This is a genomic window from Aquamicrobium soli (assembly GCF_042646345.1).
GTDB lineage: Bacteria > Pseudomonadota > Alphaproteobacteria > Rhizobiales > Rhizobiaceae > Mesorhizobium > Mesorhizobium soli_A.
Genome location: NZ_JBHRTK010000034.1, coordinates 100,854 through 125,254, shown reverse-complemented (window position 1 = coordinate 125,254; position 24,401 = coordinate 100,854). Strand labels below are relative to the sequence as shown.

24 protein-coding genes are annotated in these 24,401 nt (G+C 65.6%); 9 read left to right on the top strand and 15 right to left on the bottom strand.

Annotated elements, in window-relative coordinates; all coding sequences use genetic code 11:
• Window positions 1-60: 60 nt before the first annotated feature.
• The 4 genes from ACFOHJ_RS24170 to ACFOHJ_RS24155 are packed head-to-tail and all read left to right on the top strand — an operon-like array spanning window position 61 to window position 3,762.
• Window positions 61-759 carry a CerR family C-terminal domain-containing protein gene (locus ACFOHJ_RS24170; RefSeq protein WP_378225595.1) on the top strand — a complete coding sequence of 233 codons (699 nt, stop codon included), beginning with the start codon at window positions 61-63 and terminating at the stop codon, window positions 757-759.
• Window positions 756-1,706, top strand: a complete 951-nt coding sequence (locus tag ACFOHJ_RS24165; RefSeq protein WP_378225593.1) for an HlyD family secretion protein — start codon at window positions 756-758, stop codon at window positions 1,704-1,706. Before ACFOHJ_RS24170 ends, ACFOHJ_RS24165 begins: the two co-directional genes overlap by 4 nt.
• Entirely contained in the window at window positions 1,703-2,623 is a 921-nt protein-coding gene (locus ACFOHJ_RS24160) for an ABC transporter ATP-binding protein (protein ID WP_378225592.1), read from the top strand. The genes ACFOHJ_RS24165 and ACFOHJ_RS24160 overlap by 4 nt, the downstream gene beginning before the upstream one ends.
• On the top strand, window positions 2,620-3,762 hold the full coding sequence (locus ACFOHJ_RS24155; RefSeq protein WP_378225591.1) for an ABC transporter permease: 1,143 nt from the start codon (window positions 2,620-2,622) through the stop codon (window positions 3,760-3,762). Before ACFOHJ_RS24160 ends, ACFOHJ_RS24155 begins: the two co-directional genes overlap by 4 nt.
• 21 nt (window positions 3,763-3,783) lie before the next feature.
• On the opposite strand, the gene ACFOHJ_RS24150 is transcribed toward ACFOHJ_RS24155, so the two are convergent.
• Complete coding sequence (locus ACFOHJ_RS24150) at window positions 3,784-4,680, bottom strand: LysR family transcriptional regulator (RefSeq protein WP_378225589.1); 897 nt, start codon at window positions 4,678-4,680, stop codon at window positions 3,784-3,786.
• 105 nt (window positions 4,681-4,785) lie between these two features.
• Between ACFOHJ_RS24150 and ACFOHJ_RS24145 the strand changes: the two genes are divergently transcribed.
• From ACFOHJ_RS24145 to ACFOHJ_RS24135, 3 genes are all read left to right on the top strand, one after another.
• The gene (locus ACFOHJ_RS24145; protein ID WP_378225588.1) at window positions 4,786-5,400 is read left to right on the top strand and encodes a nitroreductase family protein; all 615 of its coding nucleotides are present in this window, start codon (window positions 4,786-4,788) and stop codon (window positions 5,398-5,400) included.
• Entirely contained in the window at window positions 5,397-6,284 is an 888-nt protein-coding gene (locus ACFOHJ_RS24140) for a DMT family transporter (protein ID WP_378225586.1), read from the top strand. The genes ACFOHJ_RS24145 and ACFOHJ_RS24140 overlap by 4 nt, the downstream gene beginning before the upstream one ends.
• Before the next feature lie 68 nt (window positions 6,285-6,352).
• Window positions 6,353-7,033, top strand: coding sequence for a glutathione S-transferase family protein (locus ACFOHJ_RS24135; protein ID WP_378225584.1), 681 nt, complete (start codon window positions 6,353-6,355; stop codon window positions 7,031-7,033).
• A gap of 49 nt (window positions 7,034-7,082) precedes the next feature.
• On the opposite strand, the gene ACFOHJ_RS24130 is transcribed toward ACFOHJ_RS24135, so the two are convergent.
• The 8 genes from ACFOHJ_RS24130 to ACFOHJ_RS24095 form a co-directional block, all read right to left on the bottom strand.
• The gene (locus ACFOHJ_RS24130) at window positions 7,083-7,889 is read right to left on the bottom strand and encodes an SDR family NAD(P)-dependent oxidoreductase (protein WP_378225582.1); all 807 of its coding nucleotides are present in this window, start codon (window positions 7,887-7,889) and stop codon (window positions 7,083-7,085) included.
• A gap of 19 nt (window positions 7,890-7,908) precedes the next feature.
• The gene (locus ACFOHJ_RS24125) at window positions 7,909-8,328 is read right to left on the bottom strand and encodes a diol dehydratase small subunit (protein WP_378225580.1); all 420 of its coding nucleotides are present in this window, start codon (window positions 8,326-8,328) and stop codon (window positions 7,909-7,911) included.
• On the bottom strand, window positions 8,325-10,592 hold the full coding sequence (locus ACFOHJ_RS24120; protein WP_378225578.1) for a propanediol/glycerol family dehydratase large subunit: 2,268 nt from the start codon (window positions 10,590-10,592) through the stop codon (window positions 8,325-8,327). Before ACFOHJ_RS24120 ends, ACFOHJ_RS24125 begins: the two co-directional genes overlap by 4 nt.
• Before the next feature lie 57 nt (window positions 10,593-10,649).
• Entirely contained in the window at window positions 10,650-10,811 is a 162-nt protein-coding gene (locus tag ACFOHJ_RS24115; RefSeq protein WP_378225576.1) for a hypothetical protein, read from the bottom strand.
• Window positions 10,808-11,860, bottom strand: coding sequence for an ABC transporter ATP-binding protein (locus tag ACFOHJ_RS24110; RefSeq protein WP_378225574.1), 1,053 nt, complete (start codon window positions 11,858-11,860; stop codon window positions 10,808-10,810). The genes ACFOHJ_RS24115 and ACFOHJ_RS24110 overlap by 4 nt, the downstream gene beginning before the upstream one ends.
• 26 nt (window positions 11,861-11,886) lie before the next feature.
• Window positions 11,887-12,705, bottom strand: a complete 819-nt coding sequence (locus tag ACFOHJ_RS24105) for a carbohydrate ABC transporter permease (RefSeq protein ID WP_378225572.1) — start codon at window positions 12,703-12,705, stop codon at window positions 11,887-11,889.
• Window positions 12,706-12,714: 9 nt separating this feature from the next.
• Window positions 12,715-13,638, bottom strand: a complete 924-nt coding sequence (locus ACFOHJ_RS24100; RefSeq protein ID WP_036992197.1) for a carbohydrate ABC transporter permease — start codon at window positions 13,636-13,638, stop codon at window positions 12,715-12,717.
• Window positions 13,639-13,700: 62 nt separating this feature from the next.
• The gene (locus ACFOHJ_RS24095; RefSeq protein ID WP_378225571.1) at window positions 13,701-15,083 is read right to left on the bottom strand and encodes an ABC transporter substrate-binding protein; all 1,383 of its coding nucleotides are present in this window, start codon (window positions 15,081-15,083) and stop codon (window positions 13,701-13,703) included.
• Window positions 15,084-15,591: 508 nt separating this feature from the next.
• On the opposite strand from ACFOHJ_RS24095, the gene ACFOHJ_RS24090 reads away from it, so the two are divergent.
• Complete coding sequence (locus tag ACFOHJ_RS24090) at window positions 15,592-16,452, top strand: helix-turn-helix transcriptional regulator (protein ID WP_378225569.1); 861 nt, start codon at window positions 15,592-15,594, stop codon at window positions 16,450-16,452.
• A 77-nt stretch (window positions 16,453-16,529) separates the two neighbouring features.
• Here the strand turns inward: ACFOHJ_RS24090 and catB are convergent, their stop codons facing one another.
• The 3 genes from catB to ACFOHJ_RS24075 all read right to left on the bottom strand — a co-directional run bounded on the left by catB (window position 16,530) and on the right by ACFOHJ_RS24075 (window position 18,333).
• On the bottom strand, window positions 16,530-17,177 hold the full coding sequence (gene catB, locus ACFOHJ_RS24085; RefSeq protein WP_378225568.1) for a type B chloramphenicol O-acetyltransferase: 648 nt from the start codon (window positions 17,175-17,177) through the stop codon (window positions 16,530-16,532).
• Window positions 17,178-17,395: 218 nt separating this feature from the next.
• On the bottom strand, window positions 17,396-17,728 hold the full coding sequence (locus tag ACFOHJ_RS24080) for a DHCW motif cupin fold protein (protein ID WP_378225566.1): 333 nt from the start codon (window positions 17,726-17,728) through the stop codon (window positions 17,396-17,398).
• Window positions 17,729-17,766: 38 nt separating this feature from the next.
• Window positions 17,767-18,333 (bottom strand): winged helix DNA-binding protein, encoded by a 567-nt coding sequence (locus ACFOHJ_RS24075; RefSeq protein ID WP_378225564.1) that lies wholly within the window; start codon window positions 18,331-18,333, stop codon window positions 17,767-17,769.
• Between the two features lie 94 nt (window positions 18,334-18,427).
• Between ACFOHJ_RS24075 and ACFOHJ_RS24070 the strand changes: the two genes are divergently transcribed.
• Window positions 18,428-22,045 carry a hydantoinase B/oxoprolinase family protein gene (locus ACFOHJ_RS24070; protein WP_378225562.1) on the top strand — a complete coding sequence of 1,206 codons (3,618 nt, stop codon included), beginning with the start codon at window positions 18,428-18,430 and terminating at the stop codon, window positions 22,043-22,045.
• A gap of 82 nt (window positions 22,046-22,127) precedes the next feature.
• Here ACFOHJ_RS24070 and ACFOHJ_RS24065 read toward each other — a convergent pair whose 3' ends face one another.
• The 3 genes from ACFOHJ_RS24065 to ACFOHJ_RS24055 are packed head-to-tail and all read right to left on the bottom strand — an operon-like array spanning window position 22,128 to window position 24,392.
• Complete coding sequence (locus tag ACFOHJ_RS24065) at window positions 22,128-23,099, bottom strand: quinone oxidoreductase family protein (protein ID WP_378225560.1); 972 nt, start codon at window positions 23,097-23,099, stop codon at window positions 22,128-22,130.
• A gap of 11 nt (window positions 23,100-23,110) precedes the next feature.
• The gene (locus tag ACFOHJ_RS24060) at window positions 23,111-23,521 is read right to left on the bottom strand and encodes a carboxymuconolactone decarboxylase family protein (RefSeq protein WP_378225558.1); all 411 of its coding nucleotides are present in this window, start codon (window positions 23,519-23,521) and stop codon (window positions 23,111-23,113) included.
• Window positions 23,522-23,537: 16 nt separating this feature from the next.
• Window positions 23,538-24,392: a branched-chain amino acid aminotransferase gene (locus ACFOHJ_RS24055; RefSeq protein WP_378225556.1), complete on the bottom strand. Its 855-nt coding sequence runs from the start codon at window positions 24,390-24,392 to the stop codon at window positions 23,538-23,540.
• Between the last annotated feature and the right edge of the window lie 9 nt (window positions 24,393-24,401).

The following is a 24,401-nucleotide window of genomic DNA, read 5'->3' as shown; positions in this document are numbered from 1 at the left end:
CCAGAGACCGCCTCCCAGCTCGCCATTGATTTTGATCGATCGATTGATTAAAATAGCTGGATGTCGAAAGCGCACGATCCCGTCTCCAGCCGCAAGGCCGCCTCCCAGGCCGCCGGCGAGACGCGCGCGGCCCTGATCCAGGCGGCGCTCAGGCTGTTCGGCCAGAAAGGCTTCGACGGCACCTCGACGCGCGAGATCGCTACGGCGGCCGGCGCCAATATCGGCTCGATCGCCTATCACTTCGGCGGCAAGGAGGGGCTGCACACGGCCACGGCCGACCACATCGTCGAAACCATCCAGGTCGTCGCCGCGCAGGCGATCGGGCAGGCCAACGCCCCTGCGATCGATTCCACCGACGAACAGGCGGCGCGAGGCCAGTTGTTCACGCTGCTGGAACACATGATGGGCTTCTTCGTCATGCGGCCGGAAGCCGGCGACATCGCCCGCTTCGTCCTGCGTGAGATGTCGCAACCGTCCACGGCGCTCGACCGCATCTACGAGGGTGTGTTCGAACCCTTGCACAAGCGGCTCTGCCTCGCCTGGGAACGGGTAACCGGACAGCCGGCGGAAAGCGAGACGACCAAGCTGCTCGTATTCACGATGATCGGCCAGGTGGTCTATTTCCGCATCGCTCGCGAAGTGGTGATGCAGCGCATGGGCTGGAACGACATGGGCGACCAGGAGGCGGCCAAGTTGCTCGGCATTGTCCGCGACAATCTCGACGCCATTCTTACCTCACGAAAGGACGGGAAACCATGAGCCTGCTCTGCTCACTCCCGCTGGCCGCATCGCTGTTCTCCGCCTGCGCCGCACCGGCGCCGCTGGCGGTCGGCTATGTCGAGGGCGACTATGTGCTGCTGGCCCCGGTCGAGACGGCACAGGTGACGAGGGTGCTGGTGCGGCGCGGCGACCGCGTCGAGCCGGGCGAACCGGTCGTGGCGCTGGAAAGCTCCGACAGCGAGATCGCCGTCGCCCAGGCGACAGCGGCCCTGGCGCAGGCCGAGGCGCAACTGGCGGACCTGAAGATCGGCAAGCGGCCGGAAGAGATCGCCGTGCTGGAGGCCGCCGTCCGTTCCGCCCATGCCCAGGCCAACGAGGCGCGGCGCACGGCGGAACGCACGGCCAACCTGTCCCGGCAGGGCATCGCCACGCAGGCGCAGCTCGACGAGGCCAACACCGCCGTCGATGTCGCGGATGCGCAGATCGGCCAGAGCGAAGCCAACCTCGCCGTCGCCCACCTGCCCGCGCGGCCGGAAGAGATCAAGGCCGCCAGCGGCCAGGTGGAACAGGCAAAGGCGGCGCTGAACCAGGCGAAGTGGCGGCTGGCGAAGCGCTCGCTGGCGGCCCCCTCGCCCGGCCGCGTCAGCGACGTGATCCGCAATCCCGGCGACATGGCCGGGCCGGCCGCGCCGGTGGTTTCGATCCTGCCGGACGGCGGGATGAAGCTCGTGGTCTATATCCCGCAGCGCGCCTTCTCCTCGATCCGGGTCGGCACGCAACTTGCCGTCCATTGCGACGGCTGCGCGGAGGGACTCAAAGCGCGGGTAAGCTACGTCTCCCCCGATCCGGAATTCACCCCGCCGGTGATCTACTCGCTCGATAGCCGGCAGAAGCTCGTCTACCTCGTCGAGGCGCGGCCGGAAGGCGATGCAACCGCGCTGCAACCGGGCCAGATCGTCGATGTCAGGCTGGCGGCGGACCAATGAACGCCATCGACGTCCGTGGGCTGGTGAAGCGCTTCGGCGACAAGACGGTGGTCGACCACGTCACCATGGCGGTGGCCGAGGGCGAGATCGTCGGCTTCCTCGGTCCCAACGGCTCGGGCAAGACCACCACCATCCGCATCATGTGCGGCCTGCTCACCCCCGACGAGGGCGAGGGCACGGTGCTTGGCTACGACCTGCGCAAGGACGGCCTGAAGATCAAGCGCGAAGTCGGCTACATGACGCAGAGATTCTCCTTCTACGAGGACCTGACGATTGCCGAAAATCTCGAATTCGTGGCGCGGCTCTACCAGTTGCGGCCGGTGAAGACCTATGTCGACGACACGCTGGCCGATCTCGGCCTGACCTCGCGCCGCAAGCAGCTTGCCGGCACGCTGTCTGGCGGGTGGAAGCAGCGGCTGGCGCTCGCCGCCTGCATCATGCACAAGCCGAAGCTTCTCCTGCTCGACGAGCCGACGGCCGGCGTGGACCCGAAGGCGCGGCGTGAGTTCTGGGACGAGATCCACCTTTTGGCCAGCGGCGGCCTGACGGTGCTGGTTTCCACCCACTACATGGACGAAGCCGAGCGCTGCCACCGCATCAGCTATATTTCCTACGGCAAGATGCTGGCGACCGGCACGGTCGACGAGGTGGTGAAGAACGCCGGCCTGACCACCTTCATCGTCCAGGGCCGGGGGCTGGACAAGGTGGCCGCGTCGCTTGCCGGCAAGCCGGGCGTCGAGCAGGTGGCGCCCTTCGGCGCCACGCTGCATGTCGTCGGTTCCGACAAGGCCGCGTTGCAGGCCACGCTGGCCGCCGCCGAAAAGGCCCATCCCGGCGTGAGGGTATCGCCCGGCGAGACCAGCCTCGAAGACGTCTTCATCCAGTTCATGGCCGGCGCAAAGGACAACATGGGATGAAGATCGCCGGCATCTTCTCGCTCGCGCGGCTGAATGCGCTGCTGGCGAAGGAATTCATCCAGATGCGGCGCGACCGCGTCACCTTCGCCATGATGCTCGGCGTGCCGCTGATGCTCCTGGTGCTGTTCGGCTTCGCCATCAACAACGATCCGAAGCGGTTGCCATCGGCGCTGATGGCCGCGGGCAACGACGTCTATGCGCGCGCGGTGGTGAGCGCACTGGAGAACACCAACTACTACCGCTTCGACTACATCGCCGCTACCGAGGCGGAAGCGGACGCGCTGATGGCCAGCGGCAAGGTGACGTTCGTCGTCACCATTCCGGCCGACTTCGGCAAGCGGGTGGAACGCGGCGACCGGCCGCAAATCCTGATCGAGGCGGATGCCACCGACCCGGCCGTGGCGACCGGCGCCTTGTCGACGCTCGCCACCACGGCCAGCCAGGCGCTGCTGCGGGCGCAGGGGCAGCAGGCGGCGGCCAAGCAGCAGATGCAAAGCCAGCTCGATATCGTGGTGCACCGGCGCTACAACCCCGAGGGCATTTCCCAGTACAACATCGTGCCCGGCCTCCTCGGCGTCATCCTGCAAATGACCATGGTGATGATGACCTCGATCGCGCTGACGCGCGAGATAGAGCGCGGCACGATGGAGAACCTGCTCGCCATGCCGTCCTCCCCGCTGGAGATCATGCTGGGCAAGGTGCTGCCCTATGCCGGCGTCGGCGCGGTCCAGGTCGTGGTCGTGCTGATCGTGGCAAAGCTTTTGTTCTTCATCCCCTTCGTCGGCAGCATGACGCTGCTGCTCGCCTCCATTTTCGTGTTCGTGCTCGGGCTGGTGCTGCTCGGCTATTCCATCTCGACGGTCGCGCGGACGCAGATGCAGGCAATGCAGCTGACGGTCTTTTTCTTCCTGCCGTCGATCCTGTTGTCCGGCTTCATGTTCCCCTTCAGCGGCATGCCGGTATGGGCGCAATGGCTGGGCGAGATCTTTCCCCTCACCCACTTCCTGCGCATCGTGCGCGCGGTGATGCTGAAGGGCGCGGGGCTGCCGGCCATCGCCACCGAGGTGAACTGGCTGCTCGGCTTCGTGCTGCTGGTTTCGGCGCTGGCGCTGATGCGCTTCCGGCGAACGCTCGACTGAGCGTCGGCGCGAAATCCTCGGCTACCCTGCCGCCCGATCGAACACGCCGACCAGGAAATCCAGGAAGGCGCGAAGTTTCGGGGCGACGTGCTGCCGCGAAGGATAGACCGCATAGAGCGTCGTTTCGACCGTGCTCCAGTCCTCCAGGGCCGATTGCAGCCGCCCGTCCCGCAGATCGTCCTCGACATAGGGGCGCGGCATCAGGCTGATGCCGAAGCCGGCGCGCAATGCATCGCGCACCGCAAGGCTCGACGAGACGGAGTAGCGCGCGGCGACCGCAATCCGCTCCGTGCGGCCTTCCCTTGTAAAATCCCAAGTGTCCGCGTGGCCGGACAGGCTGAAGCGGATGTGGTCGAGGCCTTTCAGGTCGGCGGGCGTTCCGGGCTTGCCATGCTTCTGGAAATAGGACGGCGCGGCGCACAGCGCATGCGGCATGACCGCCAGCTTGCGGGCGATCAGGCTGGAATCCTCGAGGTTGTCGCTGCCGCGAATGGCGAGGTCGAAACCTTCCCGCACGATATCGACCCGGCGGTCGTCGAGATGGAGATCGAGCTTCAACTCGGGATGGTGTGCCAGAAACCCGGGAATGGCCTGCGACAGCCGCGTCAGGGTAACGGTCATCGGCGCGCTGACGCGCAACGTGCCGCTCGGAGCGGTCTTGATCGGGCACAGGACCTGGTCGGCTTCGGCGAGCGCATCCAGCCCGCGCGTGACATGTTCCAGGTAAAGCCGGCCCTCTTCCGTCAGGGCCATGCGCCGCGTCGTCCGGTTGATGAGCCGTGCGCCCACATGCGCTTCGAGTTCCGCGATGTTCTTGCTGATGGCGGCGGGCGAAAGCCCGAGCCTGCGCCCGGCCTCGGCAAAGCTGCCCAGTTCCGCCACATGCCGGAAGACCTTCAAGGCCGTCAGCCGATCCATTCGATCATTCCCTATCAGTGAATAGTATCTTCTAATTGTCGCATATTATCTCCATCAGGTGAATGTCCTATCTGGTTCCGAAATCATTCAATTCGGAACGACAACATGACCCACCCAGCCATCTCCCTCATCGAGCAGCGCATGTCCGCCAATCGGTTCGACGCCTCCCATGCGCTGACCAACGCCGAGATCGAGGAACTGGTGCGCCTGGCGACCCGCGCGCCCACCGCCTACAACCTGCAGAACTGGCGGTTCATCGCGGTTCGCACGGCCGAGGCGAAAGGCCGCTTGCGGGCGCTGGCCTGGGGCCAGCCAAAGGTCGAGGATGCCGCCGTCACCTTCATCGTCTGCGGCGTGCTGCCCGACGCGCAGTCCCTTCCCGACCGGCTGCAGCCATCGGTCGCCGCCGGCTATATGCCGGCCGACATGCCCTCGGCGTGGCGGACCGCGGCCATCGCCCAATATGCCGACCCACGGACCGCCCGCGACGAGGCGGTGCGCTCGGCAACGCTGGGCGCGGCGACGCTGATCCATGCCGCCGCGGCGCTCGGCCTCGCCTCCGGCCCGATGGCCGGCTTCGATGCAGAGGGCGTCGCGCGAGCCTTCGGCCTGCCGGAAAACGAAGTGCCGGTCCTGCTCGTCGCGGTCGGCCGCGCCGCACCCGGCAACTGGCCGCAAAAACCGCGGCGCCCGCTCGCGGAGGTGCTGGAAATCTCATGACCACGCGCACCTCCGACCTGCTTGCCACGGCAATGGCGCCCGTCATCTGGGGCAGCACCTACAGCGTCACCACCGAGTTCCTGCCGGAGTTCTCGCCGATGACCGTGGCGTTGCTGCGGGCCCTGCCCGCCGGCCTGCTGCTGCTTCTCATCGTGCGGCAGCTTCCACGCGGCATCTGGTGGGCGCGCATCCTCCTCCTCGGCGCGCTCAATTTCTCGATCTTCTGGAGCCTGCTGTTCGTCGCTGCCTACCGCCTGCCCGGCGGCGTGGCGGCGACGGTGGGCGCGGTGCAACCGCTGGCCGTCGTCTTCATCGCCGCTGCCCTGCTCGGCAACAAGGTGCGGCTGATGTCGGTCGCCGCCGCAATCGTCGGGCTCGGCGGCGTCGCGTTGCTGGTGCTGTCTCCCGAGGCGACGCTGGACGCCATCGGCGTCGCCGCAGGCCTTGGCGGCGCGGTCTCCATGGCGCTCGGAACCGTGTTGACCCGCAAATGGCAACCGCCCGTTTCGCTGCTCACCTTCACCGCGTGGCAACTGACGGCCGGCGGCTTCCTGCTGGTCCCCCTCGCCCTGCTGTTCGAACCGGCGATGCCGGTGCCCTCGACGGCCAACCTGTTCGGCCTGGCTTGGCTCGGGCTGGTCGGCGCGGCACTGACCTATGTCCTCTGGTTCCGGGGTGTCGCCCGCATCGAGCCGGCGGCGGTCTCCCTGCTGGGGTTCTTCAGCCCGGCGACGGCCGTGCTGCTCGGCTGGCTGTTCCTCGGCCAGTCGCTGGCCCCGCTCCAGGTCATCGGCGTACTGTTGGTGGCCGGCAGCATCTGGATCGGCCAGCGCGCGGGTGCAGGCCACAGCGCCGGTCGCACTTCCGATCTTGCAAACGCCTGAAATCGGGCGATGACTGGCAGCGGCAATCCAGCCTTCGCAATTGACGCGAGATCAACGGACCTTTTCGAATGTACGAGCTTTATATCGCCAACAAGAACTACTCCTCATGGTCGCTGCGCTCATGGATCCTGATGAAGACGGTGGGCATTCCCTTCGTCGAAAAACTCATTCCGTTCGGCAGCAAGGCAACGCCGTTCACCGATTTTTCGCCGACGGGCAAGGTACCCTGCCTGGTCTCCGGCGATACCGTGGTCTGGGATTCGCTTGCCATCGTCGAGTTCCTCGCCGAGCGGCATCCGGGCGTCTGGGCGGCCGACCCGCAGGTGCGCGCCTGGTCGCGGTCGGCCTCGGCGGAAATGCATTCCGGTTTCTTCGCCTTGCGTGACCTGTTCACCATGAATGTCGGGCTGCGCGTCGAGCCGAAGCCGTACAGCGAGGGCCTGAAACGCGACCTCGCCCGCGTCGAGGCGATCTGGGTCGAGGGCCTGGCGAGGTCCGGCGGGCCGTTTCTGACCGGCGAACACTTCACCGCAGTGGACGCCTTCTACTGCCCGGTCGCGTTCCGCTTCAGGACCTATGCGCCAGATCTTGGGCCGGAAGCTCGCGCCTATGCCGAGCGCCTGTGCGAACTTCCCTACATGCAGGAGTGGTATGAGGCCTCGCTGAAGGAAACGTGGCGCGACGAAGGTCACGACGCCGAGGCCCGAGCGGCCGGCAAATGGCTCGCCGACCTGCGCGCCACCGAATAGCGCGACAGGTTTCAAGGGCGTCGGGATCGAGCCTATTGGGCGGGATCGGTCAGGCCGATACCGCGTCCCGCGCCGCGTCACCGGCGTTGGTGCCGCCGGCGAGCGACTCGCCGCCGTCGGCCACCAGCGCGTGGCCGGTCATGTAGGACGAGCGGTCCGAGACCATGAACAGGATGACCTCCGCGATTTCCTCCGCGGTGGCGAAGCGGCCCATCGGCACGACGTTGGAGATCGCGTGCTCCAGCGCGTCGCGGCCGCCCATCTGTTGCGTGTAGGGGTCGTTGAAAGGGGTATCGACCCAACCAGGGCACAGCGCGTTCACCCGGATGGCGAAGGGCGCCACGTCGAGGGCGATCTGCCGGGTCATGGTGATCGAGGCCGCCTTGCTGGTGATGTAGGCCGTCATCTGCCGGTCGAGGAAGACGCCGGAATTGGACGAGGTGTTGAGGATGACGCCGCCGCCCTGCTTCTTCATGATCGGGATCACTGCCTGGCAGGCGACGAACTGGGCGTGGACGTTGACCGCCCATGACTTGTCGAAGCCGGCGGCCTCCACCTGCTCGATGCTGCCGGCGACCTGGACGCCGGCATGGTTGTGCAGGATATCGATGCGGCCCCGCGTTCTCGCGACGTCCTCGACCAGGGAAAGAATCGCCGCGTCGTCGGTAACGTCCAGAGCACGAGCCTCCGCCCGGCCGCCGGCCTGAGTGATCAGGCCGACCGTCTTGCTGGCTGCCTCGAAATCCCGGTCGGTGACGACGACGAAGGCATCTTCGCGCGCCATCGCAATAGAACCGGCGCGGCCGATCCCTGAACCAGCGGCGGTGACGATTGCCGTTCTATCCTGAAGAATCATCGATATTTCCCTCTAAAAATCAGTATCGGCGGCGCAGAAGACCGCGCCGGGCATAGACCGCGACGGCCTCGTCGATCAGCGCGGCGATGGCTGCCGCGCCGTAGTCGCGCCGCAGCATCTCGGCCCGGGCCGTCAACAGCGCCGGGTCGGTCACGCGACCGGGCCGCAGCATCTCGTAGGTTTCGAGGATCACGTCCTGCGGCACCGAAACCAGTTCGGCGCCGCGCTCGAAATTCAGCGCCAGCCGGTCGCGCCCGGCGGAGCGCGCGATATCGGCCTGGAGTCTCAGCGCCTCGGCGGAGATGCGGATGTCGGCGGCGGCGACGCCGCCCGACAGCACTTCGTCGAGGGTCAGCCGCTCCAGCGGCATCCCGGACGCCGATACGGCAAGCTCCGGCGCATTCTCGGAGATGGGATAGAGGTCGAGGGGATCGGTCATGTCGGGATACCCCCTTGGCCGAGCGTCATGGACAATTCGAGCGGCGGCGCATCCGCCACCACCAGCCCGGTTTCGATGGCGTAGAGCATCGCCACGCGCACATGGTAGCGCGCGGCAAGCGATTGACCGTCCACCGGAACGACAATGGGCTCGGGCGCCTCGCCTTTGGCGTAGCGCGCCGCATTGCGCCCCATTGCCCGGTAATGCTCCAGCGTCGTTACCGGCGCATTGGAGAACAGCTCGATGTTCATGTGCGGCAGCCGGTCGGCGCGATGGATCACCGCCGTGCCCTTGGCCTGGATGCCGATGCCGTAGCCCGAGCCCGAAAGCCGCGCGGCCGTCAGGCCGAGAAACGACGTATCCGCCGTATGGCGCATCCGCACCAGCCGCGGTGTCCCGCCGCCTTCCCGAACGCCTTCGGTGAGAGCGAGCACCACGTCGATCAGGTCGTGCCCGGCCGTGGTGCGGGTCAGTTCCACGCCAAAGGCGGGGCTGAGCCCGATGACGATGTCGCGCGGATCGTCGCCCTTCACCGCCTCGCCCTTCGCCACCAGCCAGGGGGTGGCGGTGGGGTCATGACGGCGCTCGCGCTCCAGTACGGTGGCGCGGGTCTGCAAGCCCCGCACCTCGCGCACGGCGTGCCAGCGCGCGTCGGACATGCGATAGCCGCTTCCCGGCCCCTGATAGTCGTTGGGATCGTTGAGGGCGCTGACGACCTTGCCGTCCCGCAGGATGGCCGAGGTCTGGAGATAGTCGCCGGAAATGCGCTGGCGCAGCATGAACAACAGGTTTTCCGCCTCCTCGCCAAAACCCCTCTTGGAGAGCGCACGAACCACGTCGAGGGCGCTCAGGCCGCGCTTGCGGATCGCCTCGCTGATGCGCGTGACTTCGCCGGGCGTGAAGCTGTCTGTTTCCTGCGAGCCGGACGCAGCCGCCACCGACTGCACCCATTCCTCCGGGACCTTTTTCAGGTCCAGTTCCTCGAACACGGCCGCGATGGCGCGGATGGCGCGCATGCGCAGTTGCTCGACGCTGCTTTCGGTGATCGGGGTCAGGCCGCCGTCAGCCTGGAAGTCGCGCTGCAGCGTCAAATAGTCCTCGATCTCCTCGCCGTTGAACAGGGACGGGTTGAAGGTGTTGTCGTATTTGCGGATCGAGCCGAAGCCCGAGCAGATCAGGTCGGAGCCGGCCATCAGGTAGGGCGTGATCTTGGCGCCGACGCGGATTTCCGACTCGCTGACGCGGGTGTCGTTGCCGGAGGCGCATTCGAGCCCGAGCCAGACCGCGATCAGGTTCTCCGCCATCAGTTCGCGCATGCCCCCCGCCATCGAGGAGGTCAGCGGCGCGCCATCGATGCCGCCGTTCTGGGTGCCCTGCACGCCCATGGCGCGTTGCAGGCACAGGCAGCGCGCTTCCAGGTAAAGCACCGACTGGCGCTCATGGAAGCCCATCAGCAGTTCGGCCGACGCGCCCGAAGTGCAGCGCGCCTTGATGCCCCGCGACGCATAGGCGGCGGTTAGGAAAGCCTTCGACCAGGGCGTGTCGTCGCCGTCGACGAAGGCCGCCTCGGTGCCGTAGACGGAAACCGTCTCGGCGTAGGAGGTGAAGCCGGCCATGCCGATCTGCAACTCTTCCGCCTCTTCGATCGAGCACTGGAAGAGCACGCCGCCGCGTCCTACGGCGGCGCCGACCGCGCAGGCCATGGCGTTGGCCCAGGAGTTCGACGCCACCCGCATCGTAGTCTCGATCTCGTCGAAACCGAGCGCGACGGCGAAGGCGGCGTCGGCCGCAAGCTGCAGCGGGTCGTCCTTGGCGTTGGTGACATGCGCCTGGTTGCCGGGCGTGCGGCGCTGGCGCATCTTGGAGTAAGCGAAGGCGATCTCGAGCGACGACATGGCCGTGACCACCGACACCAGCTTGGCCGGCGTCATGCCGCGCGCCAGGCGCTCGAGCTTTTCGCGCGGGACGTTGATGTCGACCAGCATCCGCGCCACCTCGACCGGGTCCATCGCCATCGCCTCGTCGATCACCTCGGGGTCGAGGTGGTGCGCGGCGATATAGGCATCGAGGATATCGAAGTCCTTTTCGCCCTTGCCATCGATCTCCACCACGCGCCCGTTCTCGACGCGGGCGGAAGGCGCTGGGTCCCACGGGCTGTGGAAGGTGGCGAAGCCCGCCTCCACGTCTTCGGCGGCAAACAGGTCGTGGCGTAGCTGGCGGCTATCCCATTCGTCGAAACGCCGCCAGCGCGGGGTGGAAGTCATCTCGCCTCTCCTTCCCTGTCCGTTCGAGCCAAAGCCGCCTCCCTCATGCCGTCGCGATCAGAACCAGCGCAGCCACAGCAGCTGGATGAGGATCAGGACGATGACGTCCCAGAAGATCACCTCGCCGATGGTGAACCATCCGCGCTTGCGGTTGACGCGCCAGAAGCCGAACCAGACGACCGCCGACAGCAGGATGGGGACGAAGCCGACGAGCGTCACCGCAGCCTCTCCCCGGTGCTGGCATCGAAATAGTGCAAAGCCTCGCGTGGAAAACGCAGGCCGACCGGCTGCCCGACCTCGATATGGTCGCAGTTCTTCTGCGTCCGCACCGTGAACGCGCCCGCCCCGGTCTGGAAAATGAGCAGCGTGTCGGGTTCGATCAGTTCCCTGACATCGACGGCAAGGGTGATCGCACCCTCGCTTCCGGCTTCCACCAGTTCGACCTGTTCCGGCCGGATGCCGAGCGTCACCGGCCCATCGGGGCGCTCGACGGGACAAGCGATGTTGCCCGCACGGAAGATGCCGTCCGTGACGGTACCCTCGATCGTGTTCATGGCCGGCCGGCCCATGAACTCCGCCACGAACCTGTTGGCCGGCTCGCGATAGATCGTGCGCGGCTCGTCGAACTGCACCAGCTTGCCGTCCTTCAGCACCGCGATGCGCGTCGCCAGCGTCATCGCCTCTTCCTGGTCGTGCGTGACGAAGACGAAGGTCTTGCCGAGGCGCCGGTAGAGCCGGTTGAGCTCTGTGCGCATATGCAGGCGCAGCAGCGCGTCGAGGTTGGAGAGCGGCTCGTCCATGACGCAGATGGTCGGCTCCCAGACCAGCGCCCGCGCCACCGCCACGCGCTGCGCCTGCCCGCCCGAAAGCTGGGCCGGCTTGCGATGCAGGTAGTTGCCGATCTGCAGCAGTTCGGCGATGGCGCCAACGCGGCTTTCGATGTCGGCATTGCCGACTTTGCGGATGCGCAGCGGATAGGCGATGTTCTCGAACACGCTCTTGTGGCTGTAGAGGGCGTAGTTCTGGAACACCATGCCGATGCCGCGCATGCGCGGCGGCAGGTGGGTGATGTCCTTGCCGTCGATCTCGATGCGGCCTTCCGAGGACGTTTCGAGCCCGGCCAGCAGCCGGCAGGCCGTCGTCTTGCCCGAGCCCGACGGTCCGAGCAGGACGATGAACTCGCCCTGGTCGAACTCGAGGTTCAGCCTGTCGAGGGCCTTGGTCCCGTCGGAAAATTTCTTGGTGACTTCTCTGAACGAGACACCCATGGGTAACTCCGTGAATTCTTGCGGGCTCAGCCCTTGACCGCGCCGAAGGTGAGGCCGCGGACAAGGTGCTTCTGCACCAGGAACGTGAAGACGAGGATCGGCAGGGTGGCGACGACGGCGACGGCCGCCACCTGCCCCCACAGCGTCCCGTGCGGCGTGATCAGCCCGGGGATGCCGACCGTCAGCGGACGGCCCTCGAACGCCACGAGGATGAAGGCGTAGAGGAACTCGTTCCACGACAGGATGAAACAGAGCACGGCCGTGGCCGCCATGCCGGGGGCGGCCATGGGTACCACGACGCGCACGAAGGCGCCGAGCTTGGAACGCCCGTCCATCATCGCCGCCTCGTCGATTTCCCGCGGGATCTCCGCGAAGAAGCCCCGCATCATCCAAACGACCAGCGAGAGGTTGAAGCTCGTATGCGCGATCACCACGGCGTAGATCGTGTCGGTCAGCCCAAGTGCCGTAAAGAACATGAACAGCGGCACCGCGATGGAGATGGGCGGGGCCATGCGCGTGGTGAGGAAGAAGAAGAACAGGTCTTCCTTGCCGGCGAAATCGGTGCGCGCGAACACATAGGCCGCCGGCACGCCGATGCCGATCGACAGCACCGTCGACGAAATGGAGATGATCAGCGAGTTCAGCACCAGCGGCAGGTAGTCCTTGCCGAGGAAAACCTCCGGATAGTTGCTGAAGGTCGGCGTGAAGAACCAGCGCGGATCGGGCGACAGGATATCCAGGCGTCCTTTGAAGGACGTCAGCAGGATCCACAGATAGGGTGTCAGTGCGATGACCAGCACGCAGGCAAGGATGCCGATGGCCAGTATCTTCCAGGACTTGTTCATGGCCGCCCCCTACGCCTTGCCGACCGGCGACTTCCAGTACACGGCCTTGTAGAAGATCGAGCACAGGATCAGCACGACGAGGTAGACCATGAAGGCCACCGTCGCGCCGTAGCCGAGGTTCCAGTTCTTGAAATTGACGCGGTAGGCGTAGATCGACAGCAGTTCGGAAACGGTGCCGGGGCCCCCGCCGGTCAGGATGAACACCTTGTCGAATTCCTTGAAGGCATCGATGCCGCGCAGGAGCAGGACAAGGGCGATGATCGGCCTGAGCAGGGGCAGCATGATGTCGACGAACTGCCGCCACGGCCCGGCGCCGTCCATGGTCGCAGCCTCGAAGGGCGCCTTCGGCAGGCTCATCAGGCCGGCCAGGATGATCAGCGTGACGAACGGCGTCCATTGCCACACATCGATGGCGATGATCGTCGGCATCACGAGATAGGGCGTGGAAAAGACCGCGCTCTGCTGGGACAACAGCCCCACCGCCCGCAGGTAGTAGCTGACCATGCCGAAGTCGCCCTGCAGCAGAAGCCGCCAGATCAGGCCAACGGCGACGGGCGCCAGCATCATGGGAACCAGAAGCAGCGTGGTCAGCAGCCGCTGGCGTTCGATGAAGCGCCAGATCAGCCAGGCCAGCGCGAAGCCGAGCGCGAATTCGATCGTCACGCTCGCCACGACGAAGCGGATGGTCAGCCAGAACGAATCCCAGAAGACGGGATCGTTGCGCACCAGCTGCCGGAAATTGTCCAGCCCGATGAAGGCGCCGTTCTGGTCCGGATTGGCGTAGCTGAGGTCGGTCATGGCCGTGTAGGCCATGTAGCCGAACGGCCCCACCAGGAAGACCAGCACGAGCAACGTCGCCGGCAGCAACAAGGGCAGCGACGCTCCCCTGTCCAGCAGGAATCGCCCGCGAGAAAGCTGTTTTACTGTATTCATGACCACCGCTCATGCTTCCCCGTGAGCGGTCTCACGGGGAAGGGTTTGCCTTGACGAAGGGATTACTCGACCGGGTACTTCATCGGGGCGCAGGAGCCGAGCAGGGTGGAAATGTCCTGCGCCGACCTGTCGAGCGCTTCCTTCGCCGTCTTTTCGTCGGCGAGATAGGAAGAAAGCTCGCGCACAAGGATGTCGGTCATCTCGCCCGACAGCGGCACGGTCGGCTTGGGCTTGGCCACGGCGTTGGAGTCCATGGACGCCTTGGAATAAGGCAGCTTCTGCACCTCCTCGGAGGAATAGACGTCCGGGCGCGCCGTCGCACCGCCGTTAAGGTGCTGGTTGAGCTGCTGGTCGTAGTCCATCATCCACTGGATGAAGAGGTAGGCGGCTTCCTTGTTCTTGGACGAGGTCGGCATCAGATAGGACCAGCCCTCGACCTGGGCGACCTTGCCGCCTTCCCCCTGCGGCACGATGTCGAAGCCCATCTTGCCGACCACCGTCGAAGCCGATTCATCGACGGCGACCGCGTAGGTCGAATCGTTCCACATGATGAGCTGGGCGACTTCTCCCTGCTGCATCAGGGCCATCACGTCGTCCCAGAAATAGTTGAGCGTATCGGGCGGCGAGAACGCCTTGAGGCTCTTGTAGTATTCCGTCGCGGCAATGGCCTGCGGGCTGTTGACGATGACCGGGCCGCATTCCGAGCCCGACTTCGTATCGAGCATGTCGCCGCCGAAGGAATAGTGGAAGTTCAGCCACTCGTACCACAGCGCCTCGTGGCGCTTGCCCTGCAAGGCGGTGCCGTAGAGCCGCTGGTCAGGGCGCGTGAACCATTCGGCGATATCGCGATACTGCTTCCAGTCCTGCGCCGGGGCGAGGTCGTAGCCGTACTTGGCCTTGAAGCCTTCCTTCTCCTTCTCGTCCGAGAGGAGATCGGAGCGGTACCACATGTACATGCTGAGCGCGGTGAACGGGAAGCCGTAGACCTTGCCGTCGTACCAGGAGATTTCCTTCCACAGGCGCGGATAAAGCTGTTCCTCGGGCTTGAACTCCGGGTCGCGCAACTCGGCGCTGTCGAGATATTTCTCCAGCGGCTCCAGATGGCCGTTGGTCACGAACTTGCCGAGTTCGCGGTGGGGCTGGATGATGAAGTCGTAGCGGCCGCGCTTGGAATTGAGATCGAGCATGACCTTGTTGACGGCCTCCGAGTGCTCGTACATCTCGATCTCGACCTTGATGCCGGTGCGCTTCTCGAATTCCGGCGCGAGCTTCTTCATGGCTTCGAGCGGCGGCAGGGCCTCGCCGATCGTGCGGATGGTGGCGCCCTTGTAAGGGGCGGCCGCTTCCTCCAGCGACCAGGCGGCGGCGGTGGAAACCTGGCTCATCACGGTGGTCGTGCCCAGCGCGACAGCGATCATCGCTGCGCCCAGGGTTCGTCTGGTCAATCTATTCGCAAGCATCTCAACTCCCCTTTTTGTTTGTTTGCGGTACTTGGACATCCATCGGGCCGGGCCTGGCTCATGCGCCGACGCGCCATCTGTCCTGTGGATGCGCGCAACGCCGTCGTGACTTGTTCGGAAAATGGCCTCGTTCGAGCGGTCCGAAATTCTCGCCCGCGCAAGTGCGACGGCTTAATTTCGACAGGACCGTTCGACTGGCAAAGTGCAGGCACGGAATGGGCCTGCCAAAAATTCTCCTCCCTTGTTGCCGGAAAGGCCCCAGGCTTTCCGGCGTCTCCCTCGCCGAGGCGCATTTGACGCTGAATTTGGCAGCCGGCGGTTTCCGGCTCCAATCCTCGTATTCAGCGATATATGCCTCGGACTACCCTTTCAGTCATACGGTGCGACGTCCAGAGCATATCCCACGATCAGGAAAAATCTTATACATACGTTGCGTTTATGGGATATTCCCCATTTAGCATAAGCTGGAGAGCATATTACTTTTGGGATAGGGATGGCTGTGAGGGAAAAGAATTCGCAGGTCGTCGTGGGCAGGAAACTTCTCTCGCAACCGCAATGGTATATCGCATTGAGCGATCTGCTGTCACTCGTGGGCGACCCGGGTTTTCCGGACGCGTTGGCGGCGACGATCCGCAGTCTGGTACAGTTCGACTATACGGTCACCTTTGCCTATAACGGCCCGGACGTCCCCATCTGCCTGCATCATACGTTCCAGCCGAAGCAGTACGAGATCCACGTCGACGAATATCGTATCGGGCCCTACCTGCTCGACCCGTTCTACAAGGCCGCCGCCACGGGAACGCGATCCGGCCTCTATCGCCTCGCCGAGGTGGCGCCGGACCAGTTCTACAAGAGCGAGTACTATCGCTCCTACTATGTGCAGACCGGCCCGGTGGACGAGATCGCGCTGTTCGTTCCCGGCAACGGAGACTGGACCGTCGTCATCTCGCTGATGCGCGCGCCGACCCAGCCCGCCTTTTCCGCGCATGATTTGCGGACGCTGCGCTGCATCGAACCCTTGTTGAGGGGCATCGCGCAGATGCACTGGAAGGCCGACGAACGCCTCGTGGGCGTCGAACCTACAGAGGACGAGAAGGAAGTGCTGCGGCGGACCGTCCAGGAGGCGCTGAGCACGCGCGGCATGCCGGCGCTGACACCGCGCGAACTGGAAGTGGTCGGCTCGGTGCTCGAGGGGCATTCGTCGGAATCGATCTCCAATCTCCTCGGCATTTCGGCAGGAACCGTCCGCATCCACCGCAAGAACATCTATGCCAAGATGCGGATCTCTTCCCAGAGGGAACTGTTCGCCATTTTCATGAAGTCGCCGGTCACGGGCGCCAAGCCGCAGCCTTAGGCCGGCCCGATGCCCCCGCGCGATCCCTTCGAAGGGAAGAGACCGCGCGGAAGGCCCTTAACCGGCAGCAGCAGGCGTCAGCGACGGTCGGCCTCCGCCTTGACGCTTTCTTCCCAATAGGCGTGAAGGGCCGCTATGTCGCCACTGGTAAGGATCGGCATTGCCTCCCGGAGCCGGTCTTCCGGCCAGTCCCACCATTTCAGTTCGAGCAGCCTGGCGATATCGGCTTCGCCGAAGCGCTTGCGGATGACCTTGGCGGGGTTGCCTCCGACGATGGCGTAAGGCTCCACGTCACGAGTCACCAGCGCGCGCGTGCCGATCACCGCGCCGTCGCCGATCTTTACGCCGGGCATGACGATCGCTTCCGAGCCGATCCAGACGTCGTTGCCGATGACGGTATCGCCTGCCGGCCGATATCCGTTCTCGGCGCCCGCGAAGGCCGGCACTTCCGACATGAAGAAGAACGGGAAAGTGCTGATCCAGTCGTTCCTATGACCCTGGTTGCCGGCCATGATGAAGGCCGCGCCCGACCCGATCGAGCAGAAGCTGCCGATGATGAGTTTATCCGCGCCGGCGTCCGGAAGCAGGAAACGGGCGCAGTCGTCGAAGCCGTGGCCGTGATAGTAGCCTGAATAGTAGCTGTAGCGCCCGACGACGATGTTGGGATTGGTGACCTGACGGTCGAGGGTGATGCCCTTGAACGGGCTGTCGAAATAATTGCTCATGAAAGTACCCACTGAATGATGGCCGCGTTCGCGGCGACGGCTTGCCTGTAAAGGATGCGCAAGCACCTACGACCGGCCGATTGAATCGGCCGGCGCTACGGCTTCTCGCGCCAAGGCGCGGAAGCGGATTCAGGTGGTACAGTCTGCGGACTTCATGGCCGGCACCATGCGCCGGATGCCCGCCGGAACGCAAGAGGACGTTGTCGGCGCATAGTCCCTCAGTCGACGATGAATAGCCTGGCGCCGTCCCTGGTGGAGGACCGGTGGGCCGCGTCGCCATGGTCGGAAACCTGATAGCTCATGCCCGCCTTGAGCGTGAAGCGCCTTCCGTCCCTGAGTTCCGTTTCGAGTTCACCTTCCAGCACATAGAGAATATGGCCGCGGTCGCACCAGTGATCGGCGAGATAGCCCGGGCTGTACTCCACAACGCGAACGCGGATATCGCCGATCGTCAGCGTCCGCCAATAGGCCACGCCGGTGTCGCCCGCATGCTCGGTTACGGGCAGCGTCGACCAGTCGGTCGTGGTGAAAGCGAGTTCGGGAATTTTCATGGTCGTCTCCAGGACGGCGGCAAGGCCGCCAGTTTCTGCTACGCCAGCGCGGCGGCCGACCGGGCAGCCTGATCGTAGTATCCCGACAACGCGCGGAGCACCGCGGCGATCTCGGAGAGATTTTGTTCCTCGTATCCCGCCGAGGTGGTCCCGGTTACCAGAAGCTGCTCGCGCAGTTCCGCGTAGCGGGCGCACACCTCCACCCCGGCCCTGGTCGCGCTGACCAGCTTTTCCTTGCCCTGCCGGCCGACCTCGACAAGGCCCGCCCGCTCCAGCTTGCGCACGGCATAGGTGACGACGTGCATGTCCTCCATGCCGAGAACCAGGCAGATGTCGGCGAAGCGCTTGGGCCGGTCGCGATGGCGCACGGTGTGCAGGATCATCACCTCCGTCGGCTGCATGCCGGAAACGCCGGCCGCCGCCATGCCCCGGCTCATCCAGCGCGAAAACGCATGGTGGGCGACGATCAACCCATATTCGATTTCGGACAGGGCCGGCGAGCCTCCGGCGGCGAGATGTTCCGACGACACGACCGGGCGCGAGCGCCGGGCCGGAGCGTCGGCCTGCGCCGCCTTGCTTCCTTCTGCATCGCCGCCAAATTTCATCGAGGGCCTTTCAATCCCGTTGCGATATGTTACCGATGATTTATCGACGATTTATGTATAAAATACAAGTTACGGCTTTCTGAGCGAGGCATCCGTGGGTACGTGGGATTTCTGGATCGACCGGGGCGGCACCTTCACCGACGTGGTGGCCCGCACGCCCGAGGGAACGTTTGCGGCGCGCAAGCTGCTGTCGGATAACCCGCTCGCCTATTCGGATGCCGCCGTCCAGGGCATTCGCGACCATCTCGGACTAGCCCGGAACGAGCCGATCCCGGCCGGCATCATCGGCGACGTCCGCATGGGCACCACGGTCGCGACCAACGCCCTGCTCGAACGGAAGGGCGAGCGCACGCTTCTGGTCACGACCCGCGGTTTTCGCGATGCCCTGCGCATCGGCTACCAGGCGCGCCCCGACATCTTCGCCAAGGCGATCGCCAAGCCGGAGGAACTGTACGGCAAGGTGATCGAGGTCGCCGAGCGGGTTCTCGCCGACGGCACGGTCGAACTGCCGCTAGACAAGGCCGCCCTGAGCGCGGACCTCGCGAAGGCCCGCGCCGAAGGCTTCGAGGCGGTCGCGATCGTCTTCATGCACGCTTTCCGCTATCCCGACCACGAGCGGCAGGCGGCGGAGATCGCCCGCGAAGCCGGCTTCCCGCAGGTGTCGGTCTCCCATGAGGTCAGCCCCCTCATCAAGCTCGTCGGCCGGGGCGACACGACCGTCGTCGACGCCTATCTGTCCCCGATCCTCAAGCGCTACGTCGGGCGGGTCGAGCGGGAACTGGAACCGGCGCGCACCGGCGCACGGCTGATGTTCATGACCTCGGCCGGCGGATTGACGGCGGCGGAGCTTTTCCGCGGCAAGGACGCCATCCTTTCCGGCCCTGCCGGCGGCGTCGTCGGCATGGCGGAAACCGCCCTCCAGGCCGGCTTCGACCACGTCATCGGCTTCGACATGGGCGGCACCTCCACCGACGTGACCCACTTCGCCGGCGCCTTCGAGCGCGAGTTCGAAACGGAGGTCGCCGGCGTGCGGATGCGCGCGCCGATGATGCTCATCCACACCGTCGCCGCCGGCGGCGGTTCCATCCTGCATTTCGACGGTGCCCGCTTTCGGGCCGGCCCGGATTCGGCCGGCGCCAATCCCGGCCCGAAATGTTACCGGCAGGACGGGCCGCTGGCCGTCACCGACGCCAATGTGATGGTGGGCAAGCTGATGCCGGAATTCTTCCCGAGCATCTTCGGCCCGCAGCAGGACCAGCCCATCGATGTGGACGCCGTCCGCGACGCCTTCGCGGAAATCGCGCGCGAGATCGACGACGGCCGCAGCGCGGAGGAGGTGGCCGACGGCTTCCTGCAGGTGGCGGTGGCCAACATGGCCAACGCCATCAAGAAAATATCCGTGCAGCGCGGCTATGACGTCAGGCGATATGTGCTCAACTGCTTCGGCGGCGCGGGCGGGCAGCACGCCTGCCTGGTCGCCGACGCGCTCGGCATGACGCGCGTGCTGATCCATCCCTTCTCGGGCCTGTTGTCCGCCTACGGCATGGGATTGGCCGACATCCGCGCCGGTCGCCAGAGCGCGCTAGACCTGCCGCTGGAAGCCTCGCGCGAAGCGATCATGGAGGCCGGCCTTCATCTCGGCCGGCAATGCCACGACGAGGTGGCCAGGCAGGGCGTGGCTGAAAGCGCCATCGAGATCCACGTCCATGCCCATATCCGCTACCAGGGCACGGATACCACGCTGGACATTCCAGCCTATGTCGCTGAGGCAGGGAAAGAACCGGCATTCGACCTTGCCGTCCTGAAGCCGGCCTTCGAGAAGGCCCACCGCCGGCGCTTCGGCTTCATTGACCAGAGCAAGGAGATCGTCGTCGAGGCGGTTTCGGTCGAAGCGATCGGCAGGGCCGCGCGCACGGTTTCGACCGCCGCGCTGGACGAGGCGGCCGGCGCGCCCGAAGCCGCCTGCTCGACGCGCATGTTCTCCGGCGGCGCCTGGCACGACACGCAGGTCTACCGTCGCGAAGCGATCGAGCCGGGGCAGAGCCTGGCCGGCCCGGCCATCATCATCGAGCCCAACCAGACCATCGTGGTGGAGGACGGCTGGAAGGCCACGCTGACGCCGAAGGACCATCTCCTGCTGGAGCGGTTCGTGCCGCTACCGTCGCGGGTGGCGATCGGCACCCAGGTCGACCCGATCATGCTGGAGATCTTCAACAACCTGTTCATGTCGATCGCCGAGCAGATGGGCACGACGCTGCAGAACACCGCCTATTCGGTCAACATCAAGGAGCGCCTCGATTTCTCCTGCGCCGTGTTCGACCGTCATGGCCGGCTGGTCGCCAACGCGCCGCACGTGCCCGTGCATCTGGGCTCGATGGACCGTTCCGTCGAGACCGTCATCCAGCAGAACGAGACCATCCGCCCGGGCGACGTATTCGTGCTGAACGCACCTTATAACGGCGGCACCCACCTTCCCGACATCACCGTGTGCAGCCCCGTCTTCGACGAGGCGGGTGAAAACATCCTGTTCTGGGTGGCGAGCCGCGGCCACCATGCCGATGTCGGCGGCGTCGCGCCGGGCTCGATGTCGCCGCGCGCCACGCGCATCGAGGAGGAAGGCGTCTATATCGACAATTTCAAGCTGGTCGACCAGGGGCGCTTCTGCGAACCGGAACTGATGGCCGTGCTGACCGGCGGCCCGTACCCGGTGCGCAACGTCGTGCAGAACGTGAACGACCTCAAGGCGCAGATCGCGGCCAACGCGATGGGCATCTCGGCCCTGCTCGACATGATCTCGCAGTTCGGGCTGGAGGTGGTGCAGGCCTATATGGGCCATGTGCAGGACAACGCCGCCGAGAGCGTGCGCCGGGTTCTCGACCGCCTCGACGACTGCGCCTTCGACTACGAGATGGACCAGGGCTGCCGCATCAGGGTGAAGATTTCCGTCGACCGGGAAAACCGCAAGGTCACGGTCGATTTCACCGGAACCTCCGAACAACGCCCGGACAATTTCAATGCGCCGGAACCGGTTACGCGCGCGGCGGTGCTCTACGTGTTCAGGGTCATGGTGGACGACACCATCCCGATGAACGCCGGATGCCTCGAGCCCGTCGAGATCATCGTTCCGGACGGATCGATGCTGAAGCCGCGCTATCCCGCCGCCGTCGTTGCCGGCAATGTCGAGGTCAGCCAGGCCGTCACCAACTGCCTGTTCGGCGCGCTCGGCGCGCTTGGGTCGTCGCAGGGGACCATGAACAACCTGACCTTCGGAAACGATGTTTATCAATACTACGAGACGATCTGCTCAGGTTCTCCCGCAGGTCCGGGATTCGACGGTACCCCCGCGGTGCAGGTGCACATGACCAATTCGCGTCTCACCGATCCCGAGATACTGGAAACCCGCTTCCCCGTCGTGCTGGAGGATTTTCGCATCCGCGCCGGCTCCGGCGGAAAGGGCCGGTGGAGCGCCGGCGACGGCACCAGCCGCACCATCCGCTTCAGGCAGGCCATGGAATGCACCATCCTGTCGTCCCATCGTCGCGTGCCGCCGTTCGGCGTCGACGGCGGCGAGCCCGGCGAGGTGGGGCGCACGCTGGTGCGCCGAAACGACGGCACGACGCAGACCCTTGGCGGTTGCGACCAGGTGTTCTTGGAAGCCGGAGAGGCGGTAACCGTCATCACGCCAACGGGCGGCGGTTTCGGCCACCGCTGACGGAGGTAGAGGAAGGGGCTGACTAGGCCCCTGCCCCAAACCGCGACGCCTGCCAGCGCCGCGGCAGATTGCAGGCCTATCCCTACGGGATGAGGACCGTCGCGCCGACCGTGCGGCGTGCCTCCAGGTCGGCATGTACCGCCGCCGCTTCCTGGAGCGGCCGCCGTGCGACCGTATCGGCGCGCACCTCGCCGCTGGTCAGCCGCGCGAACAGGTCGGCCGAGCGTCGCTCAAGTTCGGCGCGCGTCGCGATATAGTCGAACAGCGTCGGCCGGCAGGCCGAGAGCGAGCCGGCGGCGAGATCGGAGAGCGCGAAGTCGCGGATCAGGCCGGACGACTGGCCGAAATTGGCGAACATGCCGAAGCGCTTCAGGCATTTCAGCGAGCCGCGCCAGGTATCGTGGCCGACGCTGTCGTAGACGACCTCGCAGCCGCTCCCGCCGGTAATCTCCTTGACCCGCGCCACGAAATCCTCGGTGCGGTAGTTGATGACGTGGCTGTAGCCGTGCTTGCGGGCCAGTTCGACCTTTTCGGCGGAACCGGCGGTGCCGATGGCGGTCGCGCCGATCGCCTTCAGCCATTGGCCGAGAAGCAGCCCTACCCCGCCGGCCGCGGCATGCACCAGCACCGTATCGCCGGCCTTGACCGGATAGGTCGAGGTCACGAGATACTGGGCCGTCAGCCCCTTCAGCATGATGCTTGCCGCCGTCGCGTCATCGATCGCATCGGGCAGCTTGACCAGATGGGCGGCATCCAGCGTGCGCCGCTCGCGATAGGCGCCGGTCCTCAGCACATAGGCGACGCGGTCGCCGACGGCGAGGCCGCTCACCCCTGCCCCGATCGCCTCGACGACGCCGGCCGCCTCACCGCCCGGAATCATCGTCGCTTCCGGCCACGGATAGACCCCCTTGCGGAAATAGACGTCGAGAAAATTGACGCCGACGGCGGTGTGCCGAAGCGTCACCTCGCCCGCGCCGGGCGCCGGCGTCTCGACATCCGTCCAAACCAGAACCTCCGGGCCACCCGGCTTGGAGGCTACCAATCCCTTGCTCATCGTATCGTTCCTCAGCTCTTGACCTCGAAGGCCTCGTCGATCGGAATCTGCAGCGCGGTCGCCAGATGGTTGGTCTGCGCGGCGAGCCCGACGATGGCCACCAGTTCGGCATGCTGCGCGTCGCTCATGCCCTTGGCGCGCGCCGCCGCTGTATGCGAATGGACGCAATAGGAGCAGTTGTTGGCCGTCGAGACGGCGATGTAGATCATCTCGCGCACCAGCGGGTCTAGCGCGCCCGGCCCGCCCATGATCTCCTTCAATTGCCCCCATACGCGGGCAAGATGCGCCGGATCGTTGGCCATGCCGCGCCAGAAATTATTCACGAAGTCGGATTTGCGCGTCGCGCGGATGTCGTCGAACACCGCCTTGACCGCGGGGTTGGCCTCGACCTCGGCATCGGTCCACAGTTTTACGGTTGCCATGGTTGATCCTTCCTGCTCAGGCGTGTGCCCATTCCCAGTAGAGCGCGCGCGCCTTCTTCGCGAGCGGCCCGAATTCCAGCTTCTTGTCGTCGAAGGCGGTGATCGGCACGACCTTGCTCATGTTGCCGGAGGAGAAGATCTCGTCGGCCTCGCGGAAGTCCTGTATCGACAGCGTCGTCTCGTGGACGGTGACGCCCGCCTGCCGCAGCAGCGAAATGACCCGCTGGCGGGTGATGCCGTTGAGGAAGGTGCCGTTGGGAACCGGCGTGAAGACCTCGCCGCCGCGCGCCATGAACACGTTGGAGGTGGCGGTTTCGGCGACGTTGCCGAGCATGTCGGTGACCAGCGCGTTATGGAAGCCCTTGGCCTTGGCCTCGCGCATCATGCGCGCATTGTTGGGGTAGAGGCAGGCCGCCTTGGCGTTGACCGGCATCACTTCGAGCGTCGGGCGGCGAAACGAGGTCGTGGTCACGGTAAAGCCGGTCGGGGCCGCCATCGGAATGGCCTCGAGGCAGAGCGCGAAAGCCGTCGAGGAGGCCAGCGGCGGCACGGTGCCGGCATCGCTCTCCTCGGCCCAGTACATCGGCCGGATATAGACGTCGGTGCCGGGGCTGAACTTCTCCAGCCCCTCGCGGGTCAGCGCCTCGATGTCGCCGGCCGACAGCGTCGGCTCCAGGCCGAGCGCGCGCGCCGAATCGTTGATGCGCGCCGCATGCAGGTCGAGGTCGGGCGCGACGCCTTCGAACAGCCGTGCGCCGTCGAAGACCAGCGAGCCGAGCCAGGTGGCGTGGGAGGCCGCCCCCAGGATACGCACGTCGCCTTCCTGCCAGCGTCCGTCATAATAGGTCCAGGTCGCGCTTTTGGCGTTCATTCTTCTTTC

Coding starts and splice junctions, on each gene's coding strand:
- ACFOHJ_RS24170 (WP_378225595.1), top strand. CDS start 61: ATGTCGAAAGCGCACGATCCCGTCTCCAGCCGCAAGGCCGCCTCCCAG.
- ACFOHJ_RS24065 (WP_378225560.1), bottom strand. CDS start 23,099: ATGAGCAAGGGATTGGTAGCCTCCAAGCCGGGTGGCCCGGAGGTTCTG.
- ACFOHJ_RS24055 (WP_378225556.1), bottom strand. CDS start 24,392: ATGAACGCCAAAAGCGCGACCTGGACCTATTATGACGGACGCTGGCAG.
- ACFOHJ_RS24110 (WP_378225574.1), bottom strand. CDS start 11,860: ATGGGTGTCTCGTTCAGAGAAGTCACCAAGAAATTTTCCGACGGGACC.
- ACFOHJ_RS24090 (WP_378225569.1), top strand. CDS start 15,592: ATGGCTGTGAGGGAAAAGAATTCGCAGGTCGTCGTGGGCAGGAAACTT.
- ACFOHJ_RS24120 (WP_378225578.1), bottom strand. CDS start 10,592: ATGACTTCCACCCCGCGCTGGCGGCGTTTCGACGAATGGGATAGCCGC.
- ACFOHJ_RS24100 (WP_036992197.1), bottom strand. CDS start 13,638: ATGAATACAGTAAAACAGCTTTCTCGCGGGCGATTCCTGCTGGACAGG.
- ACFOHJ_RS24160 (WP_378225592.1), top strand. CDS start 1,703: ATGAACGCCATCGACGTCCGTGGGCTGGTGAAGCGCTTCGGCGACAAG.
- ACFOHJ_RS24155 (WP_378225591.1), top strand. CDS start 2,620: ATGAAGATCGCCGGCATCTTCTCGCTCGCGCGGCTGAATGCGCTGCTG.
- ACFOHJ_RS24140 (WP_378225586.1), top strand. CDS start 5,397: ATGACCACGCGCACCTCCGACCTGCTTGCCACGGCAATGGCGCCCGTC.
- ACFOHJ_RS24075 (WP_378225564.1), bottom strand. CDS start 18,333: ATGAAATTTGGCGGCGATGCAGAAGGAAGCAAGGCGGCGCAGGCCGAC.
- ACFOHJ_RS24130 (WP_378225582.1), bottom strand. CDS start 7,889: ATGATTCTTCAGGATAGAACGGCAATCGTCACCGCCGCTGGTTCAGGG.
- catB (WP_378225568.1), bottom strand. CDS start 17,177: ATGAGCAATTATTTCGACAGCCCGTTCAAGGGCATCACCCTCGACCGT.
- ACFOHJ_RS24150 (WP_378225589.1), bottom strand. CDS start 4,680: ATGGATCGGCTGACGGCCTTGAAGGTCTTCCGGCATGTGGCGGAACTG.
- ACFOHJ_RS24060 (WP_378225558.1), bottom strand. CDS start 23,521: ATGGCAACCGTAAAACTGTGGACCGATGCCGAGGTCGAGGCCAACCCC.
- ACFOHJ_RS24135 (WP_378225584.1), top strand. CDS start 6,353: ATGTACGAGCTTTATATCGCCAACAAGAACTACTCCTCATGGTCGCTG.
- ACFOHJ_RS24080 (WP_378225566.1), bottom strand. CDS start 17,728: ATGAAAATTCCCGAACTCGCTTTCACCACGACCGACTGGTCGACGCTG.
- ACFOHJ_RS24165 (WP_378225593.1), top strand. CDS start 756: ATGAGCCTGCTCTGCTCACTCCCGCTGGCCGCATCGCTGTTCTCCGCC.
- ACFOHJ_RS24145 (WP_378225588.1), top strand. CDS start 4,786: ATGACCCACCCAGCCATCTCCCTCATCGAGCAGCGCATGTCCGCCAAT.
- ACFOHJ_RS24105 (WP_378225572.1), bottom strand. CDS start 12,705: ATGAACAAGTCCTGGAAGATACTGGCCATCGGCATCCTTGCCTGCGTG.
- ACFOHJ_RS24125 (WP_378225580.1), bottom strand. CDS start 8,328: ATGACCGATCCCCTCGACCTCTATCCCATCTCCGAGAATGCGCCGGAG.